Genomic DNA, 16,921 nt, shown 5'->3' with positions numbered 1-16,921 from the left:
AAGACTGCCTGGTTTTTCACGCACGGCCTGTTGAGATACTGGAGCTTCAACTACCTGTGCTTTGGTAGGCTTGATGCGCGGGAACGTGCGGTCGGAGGCGAGTACCGGGAATTGGATGGCGGGTTCCTGATCACCTAGGATGCCGTCAATTACAGCCATAGGCTGCAAATCTAGGCTGACGAGCAGCTGGATCAGTGCAATCAGTTCCTGCTCGACTGTACTGTCAAGAATAACCAGGGCACCCTGATAAGCATTTTCATCGAGTAGAGTGTTCAGTTGCTGGCGGATAGCATCATGATCATTGGTGTCAAAGGTTAACCGGGTAAAGTTAACCATTCTGCCTGTAACCCGTATATCAGCCATAATTATTCCTTAGAGGCTTTTAACTTAAAGTTTGCCAAAGTCATGTTATTAAATAGAGCAAATCCTAGACTAAAATGCATGAATTCTCTAGCCGAAGTACAAATATTTTGACCGAGATGTTTATTCTTTGGCTACTTTGCTCTCGGCCAGAATCTGTTGCCATTGTTTAATTTTTACTTGTTTACGGATGGATTCTAAACTTTCAAATACTGCTGATTCAACCAATTGCTCAAGTGCCTGATTATTTATATTTAACTGGCTGGCTCTTTGTGCGATCAGCATATAGGTCGAGTTTGGCTGATCCAGTGTTCCATCTACCAGCGGATCAATTAAACCATAAGTAATATTTTCACCCAAGCGTTGGCCGATACTCTGTATCTGCTGTTCAATACGGCTGCCTACAATCGGTATCAGGCGTAGCAGTTGGGTGAGCTCCGGCGTTTCTTCGATGGCCCGGTTAACAATCAGGCCAACCTCTTTTGAGAGCTGATTCTGATGTTCTTTTAAGGCCAGAGCTAATGATTCCTGTAATACCTGAGCCAGAGCTGCCGCAAAAAGGTCCCGGTGGTGATCGACCAGATCATGGATCAGCTTTTTATGGGTAGTACTGGTGACCAGTTCACGATGTACACCATCTAATATGGTTAAGACTACACGACTGGAAAGTTCTTCCATTACCACGTGATAATAGAACAGCGCACGCTTATAAATGCTTTCAGGAATAACCTGATAACCCAGTTCATTTAAACGGTAAGCAATTACCCCGGCGCGCAGTAATCTTAAAAAACGTAATTGTGGAATGATGGCGAGTAATTCATACCAGTGTATAAAAGGAAAAAAGAACCAGCGTGGGTGATGTTTATAAATAATGGCAATCAGCCAGCGTACCAGAAGCTCTACCACCAGAAAGCTGGTAAACCAGCCTTCTGTTTTAATCACCCAAGGACGCAATTCAGTCTTATAAAACTGAAGGGCTTCAGGCACACGGATAAACTCAAACAGCCATTCTCCGAAGTCACTCATTAAAATGGCATTACCACTTAAACAGACCAGATTAATGACAATCAGTACCATCATGAATACGTCATAAACCAGAAACAATTTCCAGGCTAACGTATCATGTCGCACTGGAATAAAACTGGTTCTCGCTTTGACGGGCTCTTCTTGCATACAGGTCCTTAATGATTGTTCAGAGTATAGAAAAACTAGGCATATTTTTGCTGTATGGATTCAATTAACTGATCTTTTTCAGTCCAGATCTGATGTACCCAGGCTTGAAAGCGTTTACGGTATTCTTCATCTTCTTCGTAATTGCCACCTTTAACCCAAGCAGGTATTTCAATTTTACGCAGGTTTACTGCAATCCGGCTTACGTCACCTAACCAGAAATCTCCATAGCCTGGGACACCATCCGGATAAACAATAGTCATATCCACCAGCGCATCAATATTATCTTCTAAAATATTCAATGCTAATGCCAGTCCACCAGCCTTAGGTTTAAGCAAATGCTTATAAGGTGATTTCTGCTGGTCATGTTTTTCTTGGGTAAAACGTGTCCCTTCCAGATAATTGAGCAGGGTATAAGGCTGACTTACCAGTTGCTGACAGGCCTTGCGTGCTTCTTCCAAATCACGGGTTTTTAAATCAGGATTCTTTGCGATCTGCTCTTTGCTGTGCCGCTTCATCATCGGAAAACCTAAAATTTTAAAAGCCTGGCCGACAAAAGGAATAAAGATCAGTTCCCATTTGGTAAAAAAACGGGTTAGAGGCATACGGGTCAGACCAAAGTACTGATTCACTGTAGTGTCTACCCAGCTCTGATGGTTGCAGGTCATTAGATAACGACCTTGCATGCTTAAATCGAGATTTTCATCAATGGTAATATCCCATTTTAAATCAGAAAGTACATGCTCAATTAACCAGTTATTGACTGCTAACCAGCGGTTCGTAATCTCAATATTCGTTTCATCAATTTTACGCGAGTTTTTGATCAGCTTTGTTAACCCGAGCGCCAGCACAGGTGGTCCGTGCAGGAAAGTACTTCCTGTAATTACCGAGCCTACGGTCAGTCCACGTGTAATTTTTTTTAGTAAAGCTTGTTTCTTGTTTTGGGATGACATAGAAAGGTCCTGTTACCTGAACCCTGTCATCCTAAATGAAGCAATTCATGAAATGAAGTATTTCATCAAAAAAACTCATCAATAAGCGAGTATGAAGAAATTATGGGCTATGACTTCCGAAAAAGATCTAAAAGTATTACAAAATGTAAATAATCCATTATTTTTTAACAAAAAATCAATGTTATAAAAATTTTTTTTATTTCATTATCCTTTTAGACAACAAGGACAAGGAGGCATGCAATGCGTGCACTAATGATTTCAACTGTGGTAGGGGCAATGGCACTTTCGGGTTGCCAAAACATGGAATATGATAAAGCAGCAATTGGTACCGGTCTGGGTGCACTTGCGGGTTATGGTATTTCTAAGTCAAATGCAAATTCAAGTGCACAGAATAACCGTGCAGCAGCAATTGGTGCGGTGGTCGGTGCAGCTACAGGCGTGTATCTTGACAATAAAGAGAAAAAACTTCGTCAACAAATGGCAGGTACTGGGGTAGAAGTTAACCGTAACCCGGATGGTTCTGTTGGTCTGATTATGCCAGGCAACATTACATTTGATACCAACAAGTCTACGATCAAGCCAAACTTCTATACAACGCTTAATAAAGTAGCTCAAACCCTGACAGAAGATAACAAGAGTGCCATTTTGGTAACTGGTTATACTGACAGCACTGGTAATGATTCAATCAATATCCCGCTATCTCAGGCGCGTGCTCAGGCTGTAGCCAACTATCTGGCTGGCCAGGGCGTTCCACGTACCCGTATTAATGCTCAGGGTCTAGGTGCTTCTAACCCGATTGCATCAAATGCAACTGCTGAAGGCCGTGAACAAAACCGCCGTGTAGAAATTAGTATTTATGCAACCCAATAATTTAATTGAAGTTGTATAAAAACCACCTTCGGGTGGTTTTTTTATGGCTATTTGTTACCCAATTAACATTAGGCATCTGAAACAGACCTGTCTATAATCATGCTCGGTTCAGGAGAGGTAGTATTATGTCGTCGGCAAGTCAGTTAAATAACAAGCAACTTGAAGCTATGAAATACACTCAAGGACCCTTGTTAGTACTTGCAGGGGCAGGTTCAGGTAAAACTTCGGTAATTACCCGTAAAATTGCTTATTTAATCCAGCAGTGCCGAATACCGGCGCACCGGATTACAGCAATGACCTTTACTAACAAAGCTGCACGAGAAATGAAAGGGCGTGTCGGTAAATTGTTGTCACGTGAGGAAATTAAAGGACTTTCAGTTTCGACCTTTCACACTTTTGGCTTAAACATGTTGCGCCTTGAGCTGAAAAATACGCCTCTTAAAAACAACTTTTCTATTTTAGATGCAGATGATTGTAAACGCATACTGATGGATCTGATGCATCGTGACAATCTATCGGGTGCAGAAAGTAAAGAACTCATTGCGAAGGCAATGAAAAAAATCTCTGACTGGAAAAATGATCTGATTTTACCGGAACAGGCACATAGTACTTGTGAAACTCCAGAAGATGTACAGATGGCACATCTCTACCAGTTATATGAGCGCAACCTTCGTGCCTACAATGCTGTTGATTTTGATGACTTAATTGTGATGCCGACCCGCTTGTTGCAGGAAAATGCGGAAGTACGTGATAAATGGCAAAATCGGGTACGTTATCTGTTGGTCGATGAATATCAAGATACCAACACCGCACAGTATATTCTGGTTAAGCTGCTGGTAGGCGTGATGGGCCAGTTTACAGCTGTAGGTGATGATGACCAGTCAATTTACGCCTGGCGAGGGGCTAAACCTGAAAACATGGCATTATTACAGCAGGATTTTCCTAACCTAAAAGTAATCAAGCTTGAGCAGAATTATCGTTCGACCAGCCGTATCCTGAAATCTGCCAATGCGGTAATTGCCAATAATCCTCATATCTTTGATAAACAGCTCTGGAGTGATAAAGGCCACGGCGATGTGATCCGGGTCATTACCTGCCGTAATGACGATGATGAGGCAGAACGTGTTGTAAAGGATATTTTAACGCATAAACTGATGAATGCCCGCAGCTGGAAAGATTATGCAGTACTGTACCGTGGTAACTTTCAGGCACGCGTTTTAGAAACCCAGCTTCGCCAGATGCAAATTCCCTATAAACTGTCGGGTGGCCAGTCTTTCTTTGCCCGTGCAGAGATCAAGGACGTCATGAGTTATCTGCGCCTTATTATTAATCCAGAAGATGATAGTGCCTTCTTGCGTATTATTAATACACCCAAGCGTGCAATTGGACCGGTAACCTTAGAAAAACTTGGACTATTTGCACAAGATAACCATCTGTCTTTATTATCTGCAGCCGGAGATCAGCGGCTCACGATGGTTATTCCTAAAAAAGCTGTAACACAGTTGCACGAGTTTGCTGACTTTATTGGAAATTTTACCCGTGAATTGCTGGATGATGACGAACCGGTTCCTAAAATTCGCCAGATGATGAATGAAGCAGGTTATATCGACTATATCCGGGAACAGGCAGCTACACCTGCTCAGGAAAAGAGCAAGTTAGATAATATTGAAAGTCTCTACAGTAGTATTCAAAGTCTGATTAACCGTGCAGAAGATGTAGATGATAAAAATATTGAGAGTGTCATTCGTAAAATGGTTCTGCTCGATATGCTGGAGCAGCAACAGGAAGAGGAAGATATTGATAAAGTAAACTTGCTAACTCTTCACGCTGCTAAAGGGCTGGAATTTCCGTATGTTTACATGATTGGACTAGAAGAAGAATTATTGCCCCATAAAAATTCGATTGCCAGTGAAACTATTGAGGAAGAGCGTCGCCTGATGTATGTGGGTATTACCCGTGCCCGTCAGGCTCTAACTCTAACTCTGGCAGAGCAGCGCAAGAATGGGGGACAAATGAAACAGATGACGCCAAGCCGCCTTCTGGATGAGTTGCCTCAAGATGAAGTTGAATGGCTAGGCCGCAAGAAAAAACTGGTTGCTAATGTAGACCCGAAAGAACAGGCACAGCAATATTTACAGAATCTCAAAGCTTTATTGAAACGTTAAGTCAGCCGGTCTGTACTCGACATAGAAATAGGAATACTTATGAAAGTTCAAATTAAAGTACTCGACACGCGTCTGGGTAATGAATGGCCTTTGCCAACTTATGCGACCTCTGGTTCTGCCGGATTGGATTTACGTGCCTGTCTGGATGAGGAGGTGCAAATTAAACCTGGTGAGACTATTCTGGTTAAAACTGGAATGGCGATTTATATTGAAGACCCAAATTTTGCGGGTCTAATTTTGCCACGTTCTGGACTGGGTCATAAGCATGGGATTGTACTTGGTAATCTGGTGGGCCTGATTGACTCAGACTATCAGGGCGAGCTTATGGTATCTGTCTGGAACCGTAGTCAGACAGTTTTTACACTGGAACCTGGTGAGCGCCTAGCTCAATATGTACTGGTTCCTGTAGTCCAGACACAATTTGAACAAGTGAATGAATTTACTGTATCCGAGCGGGGAACTGGCGGTTTTGGCCATACCGGGCAGAAGTAAAATAACAGCTTATAAACAGAGAATAGTCTGTTTATAAGCTAATAAAACTTTTAAAAACAATTTCTTAACATTTCTTGTTGAAACATTACTGAATCTATATTAAAAAATATTCTTTTTTTAGGTATACCTTATGCATTCTGATAATAACCCGCCTACTTTTTTATTCTGAATTTTTAGTTTTTATTTCCAAGGTAGGCGCCTTGAATAAAAGAATATAGTATGGAATTAAATCATTCTCCTTTTCCAAAAGCTATTTTTCGCGCATATGATATCCGTGGAAAACTTGCTTGTTTTACCCCGGCTGTGGTCCGGGCAACTGCACACGCCTTGGCAAAACAATTCAAAGAGGCTGGCCAGTCTGAACTGGTGATTGGTTATGATGCGCGATTAAGTAGTCCTTTCTATGCACAAATTCTGACTCAAGTATGTGGTGAAGAGGGGCTGAGCGTTACTGAAATTGGTTGCTGTTCCAGTCCGCAAATGTACTATTTAGCGCGCAACTATAGTGGAAACGGTATAATGGTGACCGCTAGCCATAATCCAAAAACCGATAACGGAATTAAATGGATTATTCAGGGTGAACCGCCGTGTCCAGATATGATCCAAACCATCGCAAGTACAGCAGAAAATTATTATCAGCCTCCTATATTTGATTCTATTTTAACCTTGCCACATCAGCATAAGGCCGAGTTCTGTAGCCTTTACCAGCAGGCAATTTTAAAAGATATTCACTTAAAACAACCGCTCAAGGTGGTACTTGATGCGTTGAATGGTTCAGCAGGAGAGTGTGCAGAAACCATTTTGAAGAAACTCGGCTGTGAAGTGATCGCTTTGCGCTGTAAGCCTGATGGTAATTTTCCAGATCATGCCCCGGACCCATCTCAAGCTGTTCATTTAAAACAGTTACAGGCAAATATGATTGAACAGCAGGCCCATATTGGTATCGCACTGGACGGTGATGGGGACCGGGTAGTACTGGTCGATGAACAGGCAAATATTATTACTGCAGATCGTCTGCTTTCTTTATTTAGCCAGATGTGTCTGGAAAACCATCCCGGTCACGCAGTGGTATTCGATGTTAAATGTTCCAGCATGGTCCGTAATACGGTTCGAAACTTGGGTGGACATCCGCATATGATCCGTACAGGAAGCAGCTTTCTCAGAAAATATTTATCACAATCTGGGGGCTATGCTGTTTTTGGTGGAGAGTACGCTGGCCACTATGTATTTAATGATGGTCGTGGTTTTGGCTATGATGATGGTTTATATGCAGCGTTACGTGTCATTGAATATATGGGACATTTCCCAGATAAAAAGTTATCAGAGCTGTTGGCGGTCTATCCTGAGCGCTGCTGTACCGAAGATACTTATATCAGTACACATCAAACCAATCCTAAAACCGTATTAGAGGATATCGAAATCCTGAGTCACCGTTTTGGTGCCCAACTGAGTAAGATTGATGGAATACGCCTTGATTTTAAAGATGGTTTTGGCATTATTCGAGCTTCCAATACTGGCGAGTACTTTACCGTACGTTTTGATGCGGACGACCGCCTGACGCTGGATAAAATACGATATAAATTTGTTTCAATGTTAAGTGAACGATATCCTGAAATTGCACAAGATATCCTAGATGCTCAATAAGGAGAGGTGAATGCCACATCAGCAAACTAGTGCTGGCATCAACAAGGCTGAAATTCTGACCGAAGCGTTGCCGTATATTCAACATTTTGCCGGTAAAACGCTGGTGGTAAAATATGGTGGTAATGCCATGACTGATCCGGCACTGGAAAGCTCCTTTGCCCGTGACATTGTTCTGTTAAAAACAGTCGGTTTAAACCCGGTCGTCGTACATGGTGGAGGCCCGCAGGTCGATTCATTTCTAAAACAGTTAGGCCGCGAGTCTGAGCGTATAGATGGGATGCGTGTAACAGATCCTGCGACTATGGAAGTAGTCGAGATGGTGTTAGGTGGCAGTGTTAACAAATCTATTGTCAATCTGATTAACCAGCATGGTGGCCGTGCAATTGGTTTGACCGGCAAAGACGGTAATTTGCTTAAAGCCCGCAAACTTCTGATGGAAAAACAGGCAGAAGATGGCAGCATTCACCAGATTGATCTGGGACTGGTAGGGGAAGTCGTTGAAGTAAAAACCGATGTCATCGAAATGTTTACCCAGAGTGACTTTATTCCGGTGATTGCACCACTGGGTGTAGATGAGGAAGGTAATACTTACAATATCAATGCTGATCTGGTTGCAGGGAAGGTGGCTGAAGCTCTAGGTGCTGAAAAACTGGTACTGTTAACCAATATTGCCGGTGTACTGGATGAAAATAAAAAATTGCTAACAGGCCTTACCACACAGGAAGTTGATCATCTGATTGAAACAGGCGTGATCTATGGTGGCATGATTCCTAAAGTTGGCTGTGCACTTGATGCAGTCAAGGCAGGGGTAGTTAGTGCCCACATTGTTGATGGTCGCGTACCTCATGCAACCCTACTGGAAGTCTTTACTGATCATGGAGTTGGAACTTTGATTACTAACCGTGCCCATTTTGGTGCAAGCAGGTCATAACTGGACAGTTTAAAAAGTCACTTCGGTGACTTTTTTCTGTTTGCAAAAAATAAAACAGACATACACCAAGATTAAGATTTACAAGTTTAAGATGACTCATGCACAATAACTTCAAGATTTTATTAAGACCCTGATTAAAGATTATGTGTCAGCTTTTGGGAATGAATTGTGCAACTCCGACAGATATAACGTTTTCTTTTCGCGGCTTTTCACAGCGGGCTGGAGTAACTTCTGACCATTCAGACGGTTTTGGTATCGCTTTTTTTGAAGATAAGGCCTGCCGGCTATTTGTAGATAACCAGTCGGCAGTAGAATCGCCGATTGCTGAGCTTATCCGTAATTATCCTATCAAATCTCGAAATGTAATTGCCCATATCCGTAAAGCAACACAGGGTAAAATTACTTTAGAAAATTCACATCCATTTATACGTGAATTATGGGGGCGCCACTGGATTTTTGCCCATAATGGTGACTTGCATGAGTTTAATCCTCCATTGACTGGCCGCTTTACGCCGGTAGGAAATACTGACAGTGAATATGCATTCTGTTATTTGCTTGATCAGCTGGTTGAGCATTTTGGCTATAATGAGCCTGCAATAGAAGAGATCTTTGCTGTACTAGAGGACGTTGCACCTAAAATTGCAGAGTACGGTACGTTCAATTATTGCCTTTCAAATGGCCAGGCATTATTTAGCTATGCCACCACCAAGCTGCACTGGCTGGTACGTGAATATCCGTTTCAGCCTGCACAATTAATCGATTTAGATGTTGAAGTCGATTTTAGTCATGTGACTACACCAGAAGACCGGGTTGCAGTTATTACTACAGAACCTTTGACTCATAATGAGATCTGGACTGCATATCAACCAGGGGAAATGATTTTATTTCAGCATGGAAAACCGATTAAATATGCCTTTACGCATATTGAACGACTCATTCGGGAAGCTAAAAATCCTGAATTAAAGCGAGTCACTAAAGCTGATCAATATTAAAATATAAGTTACTATAAAATAATAGATTTATTATATGGCCCTTAATATATAAAATATAGAAAAGCTTGTATTAATAAAGTATTAAAAATTAAATATAATATAAATTGGTTAAAAAATAACTTACTCTTTTGGTCTGGTTAAAATATTTTTTATATCAAAAATAATAGTTTGAATAATAAATATGGAAATTATATTAAAACCAACTAAATTACTTCATTTTTATTTTGTTTTTTTACCGATATGATTCTCTCAGTACTTAATTGATTATAGCTGGGGCGGACGTAATGAAAATGAAATGGAGTCCAGAGTATAATACTGGTATTGATGTAATTGACGATCAACACAAGCGGATTCTGGATTATATTAACCAGATTGACCAGAATACAGATCGTCATCATACGAAACAGATTCTTGATGATATTATTGATTACACCCAGTCACATTTTACTTTTGAAGAGAGCTTGCAAGAAGAAGCCGGTTATAAATATCGTGTACCTCATAAACGTGTACACGATCTGTTTATTAAAAAGATTGAACTTTACCGTCAACAGTTTGAACAAGGGGCGTCTATTGAACATGAGTTACATGAAATCCTTTCAAAATGGTTAATTAACCATATTCAGCATGATGATGCTGATTATGTTGGCGCTGTAAAAGAAAATATGATGGGCATCCTGAAAGAGAAAGAAAAGAAAAAGGGAAAAAATTGGTTTGCTCGTTTCTTTTCATAAGAAAACTGACATAAGAATAACAAGGAATAAGTAAATAAAAAATTAGCGCTGCAAATCATCTTTCGGGGTGGTTTGCATTTTTTATTTGAGTCTTTGATTTTCGTTCATGAGAAAGGCAAAATATCGGCAGACTCATTCAAGGAACGCATCATGCAGGACAATTCTATGTCACGATGGTTATCGCCGCTGATGGCATTTTGTTTAACCTTTATTATTATTGCGACGCTTGCCCCTGTGGTGGGGATTCAGTTCGAGCGACAGTTTGATTTTTGGTTGCTCTGGTTAGGAACGATGCTATTTTTAGCCTTACCGATTACTTATCTGGAAATTGCACTCGCTAAACGTTCCAAAACTACCGCATTAAATGCTTTATCTGGGCTGACCCGCGATGCAGATGCCTCAGCACGCTGGCGTCTGGTAGGCTGGCTTGCAGTTATCTTTATTCCATTCTTGGCTGGTGCCGTATTATTTAATGCTGCTCAGCTGATTCAGCTGCAAATGATTCCGGACTTTGCTCCACATCTTGTTTTTCTAGCAATGGCAGTAGTTGCATTAATTGGCTCTTTTATTCCACGCCAGTTCCTTGTTCCTGTGACAGCTTTAGGCGTTATTGTTTCACTAATTACTGCAAACACCCTAGGTACGCCGGCTGCAAGCTGGCAATGGACATCAGTCGAGTTTAGCGAGTGGGGAAGTGCAACAGTACTTGCGCTTGTGGCCAGTGGTCTGGGATTGGGCTTATACTGGCAAAGTAGTTTGCCCCGGGTACAAACACAAAATGCAGTAACGGGTACGGTTCTACCGATCTGGTTTGCACAGCTAGTCGCTTTAATTGCTTTTGGGTTCTTTGTTGCCAATGGTGAGCTTCCTGTTATTGCATTGGTAATTACTGCACTAGCAGCAGCGGCATTGTTTATTCAATTTGCCCGTGAGCAGTTATTACAACGTCAAGTTGCGATTGTTCTACAATGGGCGATTTTACTAATTGCTTTATTGGTTTGGGCAATTCCAGAAATTTATTCAGCGCTAAATCTGGTATTAATGTTATGGGGTCTTATAATTTGCCTGATCTATGCCATTTTTGCTGGCTGGATCATGAAGATTAGCCATTTACGCAAATCTATGAACTTTAGTAATGAGCTGTTTTACAACTTGTGGCGTATTGCAGTGCGTATTGTTTTACCGTTATCTATTTTATTAGCTATGGTTGCGATTATCAGGCAGTTTATATAATGGTGAAGCATCAGCAAGTCTGGGTCGCTTATGCCCATCCTGAAGTACAGTTTCTGATTGCTGTTGAGTTTACTGAAGGAATGACCGTTCGGGATGCAATAGAGCAAAGTGGTATACGGAATAAGATTGATTTACCTGAAGTGCTACAGACCGGAATTTTTGGCATAAAAGTGACTGCGATGAGTCAGCCACTACAGGCAGGAGACCGGGTAGAAATCTATCGGCCTTTAACCATAAATCCGAAAGAGACTCGCCGTAAACGGGCAGAAAAAAATCCGGTAGGACGTTATGCCAAAAGTAATCGTCTCAGACAATTGAAATGATATGAAAAACCCCTCATCGAGGGGTTTCTTTTTATTTTAAAGCGTCTATAGTGGGGGCGCATTTAAAATCGCTTCTCTGGAAGCTGGCAGACCAGGTTGGGATTCTGGAATAGTTTCCAGCCCTTCAATTTTGGTAACAATGCCTGTTTCATTAAAGTAAATCTTTAAATGCTGGCCATGTGCCGCTGGAATCTTGGCTTTCTTGGCATAGGTTCCTGGGATATAGTTGTAAATGTAATCCCAGCGTAATGGATTCAATGGATCAGTTACGGTTGGGCTTCCAAGCAGAAAACGTACTTGCTGATGAGACATACCCACCTGGACTTTTGAAGCTTGTGCCGGAGTTAATGGCGTTCCCTGAGGGATATCAACTTTATAAACGCCCAAGGTTGAACAGCCGACAAGCAGTGAAGTGACGACTAACGTCAGCATAAGTTTTTGCATTTTGCTACACTATCCCAATTAATTATGATGCATTTGATCCAAGGATAAATCATACTGCATCTAAACTCTGTTGCATATTCCAACTTAAAATTTGTTGAGAGACCTTTTTTCATGGCTATTTCAAATCAAGATTTACGCAAAGCTGGACTTAAAGTTACCCTTCCACGAATCAAAATATTGGAATTATTAGAAAATTCAAAACAACATCATTTGAGTGCGGAAGATATTTATAAAACTTTACTCGAACAGGGTGAAGATGTAGGTTTAGCAACCGTTTATCGTGTGTTAACCCAGTTTGAAACAGCCGGTATTATCCAGCGTCACAATTTTGAAAATAGCCATTCAGTTTTTGAAATTATGCAGGAAGATCATCATGACCATCTGGTCTGCCTAAACTGTAATAAAGTGGTTGAATTTACAAATGATATTATTGAACAGGAGCAGCATAAGGTTGCTGAGCAATATAATTTTCATTTGACAGGTCACTCGCTCAATTTATATGGTTACTGTGGCGATACTGAATGCCAAGATGCTTTTCGCAAGAAATAAAATCTACATAAATACAACATATTAAAAGGGCCATGGAATGGCCCTTTTTTATTGTCGTTATCGTTTATTGACCATCAAAAGTAATATTACGTCCTGCAGCCATTAACTGACTGGCCCCTTCTTCGGACAGTTTGATTTGCAGACGTAAATCATTTGGAGCATCGGCATGTTTAAGGGCATCTTTGTAACTAATCTGACCGGCCTTATACAAATCATATAGTGCCTGGTCAAACGTCTGCATACCCAATTCACGTGAACGCTTCATCAGGTCCTTGATTTCATGTACTTCGCCTTTACGGATGTAATCTGCAAGCAGAGGGGTATTGATCAGGACTTCAATTGCAGCACGCCGGCCATTACCATCTAGAGTAGGAATCAACTGCTGGGCAATTACCGCTTTTAAGTTCAGTGATAAATCCATATACAGCTGGCTATGCCGGTCTGCCTCAAAGAAATGGACAATACGATCTAGTGCCTGATTGGCATTATTGGCATGTAAAGTTGCCAGGACCAGGTGACCAGTCTCTGCAAATGCAATCGCATAATCCATTGTTTCCCGTGAACGAATTTCCCCGATTAAAATAACATCAGGTGCTTGTCGCAGCGTATTTTTTAGCGCAATTTCAAAGGATGCTGTATCAATACCTACTTCACGCTGAGTAATAATACAGCCGGCATGTTCATGAACAAATTCAATCGGATCTTCAATGGTAATAATGTGACCTTTGGAATTATGGTTCCGATAACCAATCATTGAAGCAAGCGAGGTTGACTTACCTGTACCGGTGGCACCCACGAAAATAATAATGCCGCGCTTGGTCATAGCCAGTTCTTTTAACACCTGTGGCAGTTTCAGGTCATCCATTGTTGGAATCTGTGTTTCAATCCGGCGTAAAATCATGCCGGGTAAATCACGCTGCTGAAAGGCGCTGACCCGAAAACGGGCTGTTTTTTCCCGGTTAGTGATAGCAAAGTTGCATTCACGTGTATCTGCAAATTCCTGCCGCTGTTTATCGGTCATAATTGCATGAATTAGCTGTCCGACAATCTCACCAGTCAGTTTGTTTTTTGAAACCGGAACAATCTGGCCATTAATCTTCATTGACGGTTCAACATCGGCAGTAATAAACAGATCCGATGCTTTTTGTTCCATCATCAGGTTAAGCAAGTCATTAAAGTCCATGTGCTATCTCACTTAATTACATTGCAAATTACATAAAAGCTTCGGGCTGTTTTGCTGCCATACGGGCAGTTTGCGGGCTGATGACGCCTTTAGAGACTAAAGTTTTCAGGCTTTGGTCAAGGGTAGTCATACCATGGTTGGCGCCGGTCTGAATAGCAGAATACATTTGAGCAACTTTATTCTCACGTATCAGGTTACGGATGGCCGGTATTCCGATCATGATTTCATGGGCGGCTACACGACCACCACCATTTTTCTTGAGGAGTGTTTGTGAAATCACAGCCTGAAGTGACTCAGATAGCATGGCACGAACCATATCTTTTTCTTCAGAAGGAAATACGTCAATTACACGGTCAATTGTTTTTGCAGCTGATGTGGTATGCAGGGTACCAAATACCAGGTGACCAGTTTCTGCCGCAGTCAGTGCCAGACGGATAGTTTCAAGATCACGCATCTCACCTACCAGGATAATATCCGGATCTTCACGTAAGGCTGAGCGCAGGGCTTCATTAAAGCCATGTGTGTCACGGTGGACTTCACGCTGGTTAATCAGGCATTTTTTAGACTGATGTACGAATTCAATCGGATCTTCTACTGTTAAAATATGGTCATAACGGTTTTCATTAATATAATCGAGCATTGCTGCCAGCGTGTTTGACTTACCCGAACCTGTCGGGCCAGTAACCAGAACAATACCACGTGGGTAGTCACAGATATCACGGAAGATTTGGCCCATGCCTAGATCTTCCATAGTCAGTACTTTCGATGGAATGGTCCGGAAGACTGCACCAGCTCCACGGTTCTGATTAAATGCATTCACACGGAAACGGGCGACACCGGGAACTTCAAAAGAAAAATCGGTTTCCAGCAGTTCTTCATAGTCACGGCGCTGCTTGTCATTCATAATGTCATAGACCAGACGGTGTACATCCTTATGCTCAAGTGCCGGCAGATTTATACGGCGGACTTCTCCATCGACCCGGATCATCGGCGGCATTCCTGCTGAAAGATGTAAGTCTGAGGCACCATTTTTAACCGAGAATGCCAAAAGTTCTGTAATATCCATAATGTCCCCGCCACCGTAAAAGAATTCTTGATTATTTTGTAGAATAATACGGCTTTCCCTCAGCTGAACCAACAGTTGAATACAGGGAATTTAAAAAAACTTGGCAAAATGAGAACTCAGTCAATGAATAAACTTCAAGATGCCCGTGATCAGGTTCTGGCACAGATTCGAGAAGCAAGCCACAAAGCAGGACGTGCAGATGAAGCAGTACAATTACTGGCAGTTTCCAAAACACATTCTGCTGGCGTCTTACGTGAAATGTATCAGGCTGGGCAACGCAGTTTTGGTGAAAACTATCTACAGGAAGCACTCGAAAAAATACACAGCCTGCAAGATTTAAATGATATTGAATGGCATTTTATCGGACACGTGCAGCGCAATAAAACTAAACTGCTGGCTGAAAATTTTGACTGGGTACATGGGGTAGACCGTCTTATTATTGCAGAGCGGCTGTCTGCTCAGCGACCTGAACAGCGAGCTGCTTTAAATATTTGCATTCAGGTTAATATTGATGGGCAAGAAAGCAAAGATGGCTGTACACCTGAACAGGTTGCAGAGCTGGTCAAGATGATCAGTCAGCTTCCAAACTTATGCCTGCGTGGCCTAATGGTTATACCGGCACCAGGCCATACTGATGCATTTGAACATACCCGGCAACTATTTAACCAGGTGCGCACATTTCATGCCCATCCGCAAGTTTGGGATACCTTGAGTATGGGAATGTCAGCTGACCTTGAAGCTGCAGTGGTAGCCGGCTCTACCATGGTGCGGATTGGAACAGCGCTATTTGGCACCCGGGATTATTCAGATAAAGTATAATCAGCACCGAAACAACTATTTTCAAATCTGCCGGCAGTTTAAAATGAAGCTGCCTTATATTAACCAACAATTTGAATCCGACTGGCGCCAGAGCCAACCGCTTTCACCTGAATCTGGATAGGAATACGCTCATGCATTTCCTGTACGTGTGAAATTAAGGTTACTTTACGACCTTGACCCTGTAAACGGTCCAGTGCATCCATGACTACATGTAGAGATGCCGGGTCTAGCGTACCGAAACCCTCATCAATAAATAAAGATTCGATTTTCATGGAACCTGAAGCCATGTTGGCGATTGCCAGTGCCAATGCGAGTGAAACCAAAAAGGTTTCTCCGCCAGAGAGTGACAGGACCGGCCGGACTTCGCCGTTCATGTGGTGATCAATAATAGCCAGTCCCAGACTGTCTTCAATTCGTTGCAACTGGTAGCGTGGTGCTAATGGTTGAAGCTGCTGGTTGGCATATTCGACCAGAATATCCAAGTGATGTTCCTGAGCAAGTTTTTTAAAGCGTGCACCGTCTGCACTGCCAATCAGCTCCGAAATACGGCTCCAACGGTATTCTTCCTGCTGTACCTGCACAATCTGTTTTTGAAACTGTTGCTGCTTATGCAAATTATGCTGCTGGATTTCCAGTTTTGTTCTTAGCTGATCACGTTCCTGATAAGTATGTTCTAGCTGTATTTCCAGATTTTCAAGCAAATTCTGTAACTGTTCAAACTCATGGGCCGGTTTGGTAGCAAGATGCTGTTCAAACTGTTCCTGTAGGGTATTTAAGGCAGTTTTTGCCTCAGATAGACCCCGATCGTTCGCCTGAATCAGTTGACGTATTCGCTGTTCTTCTGTCGCATCTTGTAATACTAAAAACTCAATCAGTTCAGGGGAATAGTCAGGATGATCATTGAGCCAGTGTTGAACTTGGGCATATATATTCGTATATTCCTGCTGAACATGCTGCCGGGTCGCCTGAAATTGAGAAATTTTGGATTGCTGCTGC

General features: G+C 42.0%; 17 protein-coding genes and 1 pseudogene. 11 read left to right on the top strand and 7 right to left on the bottom strand.

Annotated features, from left to right (window positions below):
* The 3 genes and pseudogenes from B3X18_RS08275 to B3X18_RS08265 form a co-directional block, all read right to left on the bottom strand.
* Positions 1–363, bottom strand: a pseudogene (locus B3X18_RS08275) (septum site-determining protein MinC); the annotation flags it as partial.
* A 120-nt stretch (positions 364–483) separates the two neighbouring features.
* The gene (locus tag B3X18_RS08270; RefSeq protein WP_005018915.1) at positions 484–1,533 is read right to left on the bottom strand and encodes a hypothetical protein; all 1,050 of its coding nucleotides are present in this window, start codon (positions 1,531–1,533) and stop codon (positions 484–486) included.
* A gap of 35 nt (positions 1,534–1,568) precedes the next feature.
* Positions 1,569–2,483 (bottom strand): acyltransferase, encoded by a 915-nt coding sequence (locus B3X18_RS08265; RefSeq protein ID WP_005018916.1) that lies wholly within the window; start codon positions 2,481–2,483, stop codon positions 1,569–1,571.
* A gap of 240 nt (positions 2,484–2,723) precedes the next feature.
* Between B3X18_RS08265 and B3X18_RS08260 the strand changes: the two genes are divergently transcribed.
* The 9 genes from B3X18_RS08260 (at position 2,724) to B3X18_RS08220 (ending at position 11,864) form a co-directional block, all read left to right on the top strand.
* On the top strand, positions 2,724–3,353 hold the full coding sequence (locus tag B3X18_RS08260; RefSeq protein ID WP_005018918.1) for an OmpA family protein: 630 nt from the start codon (positions 2,724–2,726) through the stop codon (positions 3,351–3,353).
* Positions 3,354–3,478: 125 nt separating this feature from the next.
* Entirely contained in the window at positions 3,479–5,518 is a 2,040-nt protein-coding gene (locus B3X18_RS08255; RefSeq protein ID WP_286935387.1) for a UvrD-helicase domain-containing protein, read from the top strand.
* 39 nt (positions 5,519–5,557) lie between these two features.
* Positions 5,558–6,010, top strand: coding sequence for a dUTP diphosphatase (dut, locus tag B3X18_RS08250; protein ID WP_005027489.1), 453 nt, complete (start codon positions 5,558–5,560; stop codon positions 6,008–6,010).
* A 219-nt stretch (positions 6,011–6,229) separates the two neighbouring features.
* On the top strand, positions 6,230–7,654 hold the full coding sequence (locus B3X18_RS08245) for a phosphomannomutase/phosphoglucomutase (protein ID WP_005027487.1): 1,425 nt from the start codon (positions 6,230–6,232) through the stop codon (positions 7,652–7,654).
* Between the two features lie 10 nt (positions 7,655–7,664).
* Positions 7,665–8,585 carry an acetylglutamate kinase gene (gene argB, locus B3X18_RS08240; RefSeq protein ID WP_005018923.1) on the top strand — a complete coding sequence of 307 codons (921 nt, stop codon included), beginning with the start codon at positions 7,665–7,667 and terminating at the stop codon, positions 8,583–8,585.
* A gap of 143 nt (positions 8,586–8,728) precedes the next feature.
* Positions 8,729–9,577, top strand: coding sequence for a class II glutamine amidotransferase (locus B3X18_RS08235; protein WP_005027485.1), 849 nt, complete (start codon positions 8,729–8,731; stop codon positions 9,575–9,577).
* A gap of 284 nt (positions 9,578–9,861) precedes the next feature.
* Positions 9,862–10,308: a bacteriohemerythrin gene (locus B3X18_RS08230; RefSeq protein WP_005404364.1), complete on the top strand. Its 447-nt coding sequence runs from the start codon at positions 9,862–9,864 to the stop codon at positions 10,306–10,308.
* A 150-nt stretch (positions 10,309–10,458) separates the two neighbouring features.
* Positions 10,459–11,541: a membrane protein gene (locus tag B3X18_RS08225; protein WP_005027483.1), complete on the top strand. Its 1,083-nt coding sequence runs from the start codon at positions 10,459–10,461 to the stop codon at positions 11,539–11,541.
* Complete coding sequence (locus B3X18_RS08220) at positions 11,541–11,864, top strand: RnfH family protein (protein WP_005027482.1); 324 nt, start codon at positions 11,541–11,543, stop codon at positions 11,862–11,864. Before B3X18_RS08225 ends, B3X18_RS08220 begins: the two co-directional genes overlap by 1 nt.
* A gap of 45 nt (positions 11,865–11,909) precedes the next feature.
* Here B3X18_RS08220 and B3X18_RS08215 read toward each other — a convergent pair whose 3' ends face one another.
* Positions 11,910–12,308: an outer membrane protein assembly factor BamE gene (locus tag B3X18_RS08215; RefSeq protein WP_286935384.1), complete on the bottom strand. Its 399-nt coding sequence runs from the start codon at positions 12,306–12,308 to the stop codon at positions 11,910–11,912.
* A gap of 111 nt (positions 12,309–12,419) precedes the next feature.
* Here B3X18_RS08215 and fur point away from each other — a divergent pair, with 111 nt between their 5' ends.
* Positions 12,420–12,857: a ferric iron uptake transcriptional regulator gene (fur, locus tag B3X18_RS08210; RefSeq protein ID WP_005018930.1), complete on the top strand. Its 438-nt coding sequence runs from the start codon at positions 12,420–12,422 to the stop codon at positions 12,855–12,857.
* Between the two features lie 64 nt (positions 12,858–12,921).
* On the opposite strand, the gene B3X18_RS08205 is transcribed toward fur, so the two are convergent.
* Together B3X18_RS08205 and B3X18_RS08200 are read right to left on the bottom strand one after the other, a co-directional pair.
* Positions 12,922–14,040: a PilT/PilU family type 4a pilus ATPase gene (locus B3X18_RS08205; RefSeq protein ID WP_005018931.1), complete on the bottom strand. Its 1,119-nt coding sequence runs from the start codon at positions 14,038–14,040 to the stop codon at positions 12,922–12,924.
* 28 nt (positions 14,041–14,068) lie between these two features.
* Positions 14,069–15,106 carry a type IV pilus twitching motility protein PilT gene (locus tag B3X18_RS08200; RefSeq protein ID WP_286935382.1) on the bottom strand — a complete coding sequence of 346 codons (1,038 nt, stop codon included), beginning with the start codon at positions 15,104–15,106 and terminating at the stop codon, positions 14,069–14,071.
* Positions 15,107–15,229: 123 nt separating this feature from the next.
* Here B3X18_RS08200 and B3X18_RS08195 point away from each other — a divergent pair, with 123 nt between their 5' ends.
* Complete coding sequence (locus B3X18_RS08195) at positions 15,230–15,925, top strand: YggS family pyridoxal phosphate-dependent enzyme (RefSeq protein ID WP_026444069.1); 696 nt, start codon at positions 15,230–15,232, stop codon at positions 15,923–15,925.
* 59 nt (positions 15,926–15,984) lie between these two features.
* On the opposite strand, the gene B3X18_RS08190 is transcribed toward B3X18_RS08195, so the two are convergent.
* Positions 15,985–16,921, bottom strand: a 937-nt coding sequence (locus B3X18_RS08190; protein ID WP_286935381.1) for an SbcC/MukB-like Walker B domain-containing protein, incomplete at its 5' end; no start/stop codon positions are given.

Origin of the sequence: Acinetobacter sp. UBA6571 (genome assembly GCF_002434085.1) — a bacterium.
Taxonomy (GTDB): Bacteria; Pseudomonadota; Gammaproteobacteria; order Pseudomonadales; family Moraxellaceae; genus Acinetobacter; species Acinetobacter radioresistens.
The sequence above is the reverse complement of the archived record's forward strand: the minus strand, read 5'-3'. Positions and strand labels throughout refer to the sequence as shown.

Excerpts from the sequence above, each read along its gene's own strand:
- B3X18_RS08215 (WP_286935384.1), bottom strand. The coding sequence starts at position 12,308 with ATGCAAAAACTTATGCTGACGTTAGTCGTCACTTCACTGCTTGTCGGC.
- B3X18_RS08270 (WP_005018915.1), bottom strand. The coding sequence starts at position 1,533 with ATGCAAGAAGAGCCCGTCAAAGCGAGAACCAGTTTTATTCCAGTGCGA.
- B3X18_RS08220 (WP_005027482.1), top strand. The coding sequence starts at position 11,541 with ATGGTGAAGCATCAGCAAGTCTGGGTCGCTTATGCCCATCCTGAAGTA.
- dut (WP_005027489.1), top strand. The coding sequence starts at position 5,558 with ATGAAAGTTCAAATTAAAGTACTCGACACGCGTCTGGGTAATGAATGG.
- B3X18_RS08260 (WP_005018918.1), top strand. The coding sequence starts at position 2,724 with ATGCGTGCACTAATGATTTCAACTGTGGTAGGGGCAATGGCACTTTCG.
- B3X18_RS08265 (WP_005018916.1), bottom strand. The coding sequence starts at position 2,483 with ATGTCATCCCAAAACAAGAAACAAGCTTTACTAAAAAAAATTACACGT.
- argB (WP_005018923.1), top strand. The coding sequence starts at position 7,665 with ATGCCACATCAGCAAACTAGTGCTGGCATCAACAAGGCTGAAATTCTG.
- B3X18_RS08200 (WP_286935382.1), bottom strand. The coding sequence starts at position 15,106 with ATGGATATTACAGAACTTTTGGCATTCTCGGTTAAAAATGGTGCCTCA.
- fur (WP_005018930.1), top strand. The coding sequence starts at position 12,420 with ATGGCTATTTCAAATCAAGATTTACGCAAAGCTGGACTTAAAGTTACC.
- B3X18_RS08205 (WP_005018931.1), bottom strand. The coding sequence starts at position 14,040 with ATGGACTTTAATGACTTGCTTAACCTGATGATGGAACAAAAAGCATCG.
- B3X18_RS08235 (WP_005027485.1), top strand. The coding sequence starts at position 8,729 with ATGTGTCAGCTTTTGGGAATGAATTGTGCAACTCCGACAGATATAACG.
- B3X18_RS08255 (WP_286935387.1), top strand. The coding sequence starts at position 3,479 with ATGTCGTCGGCAAGTCAGTTAAATAACAAGCAACTTGAAGCTATGAAA.
- B3X18_RS08225 (WP_005027483.1), top strand. The coding sequence starts at position 10,459 with ATGCAGGACAATTCTATGTCACGATGGTTATCGCCGCTGATGGCATTT.
- B3X18_RS08245 (WP_005027487.1), top strand. The coding sequence starts at position 6,230 with ATGGAATTAAATCATTCTCCTTTTCCAAAAGCTATTTTTCGCGCATAT.
- B3X18_RS08195 (WP_026444069.1), top strand. The coding sequence starts at position 15,230 with ATGAATAAACTTCAAGATGCCCGTGATCAGGTTCTGGCACAGATTCGA.
- B3X18_RS08230 (WP_005404364.1), top strand. The coding sequence starts at position 9,862 with ATGAAAATGAAATGGAGTCCAGAGTATAATACTGGTATTGATGTAATT.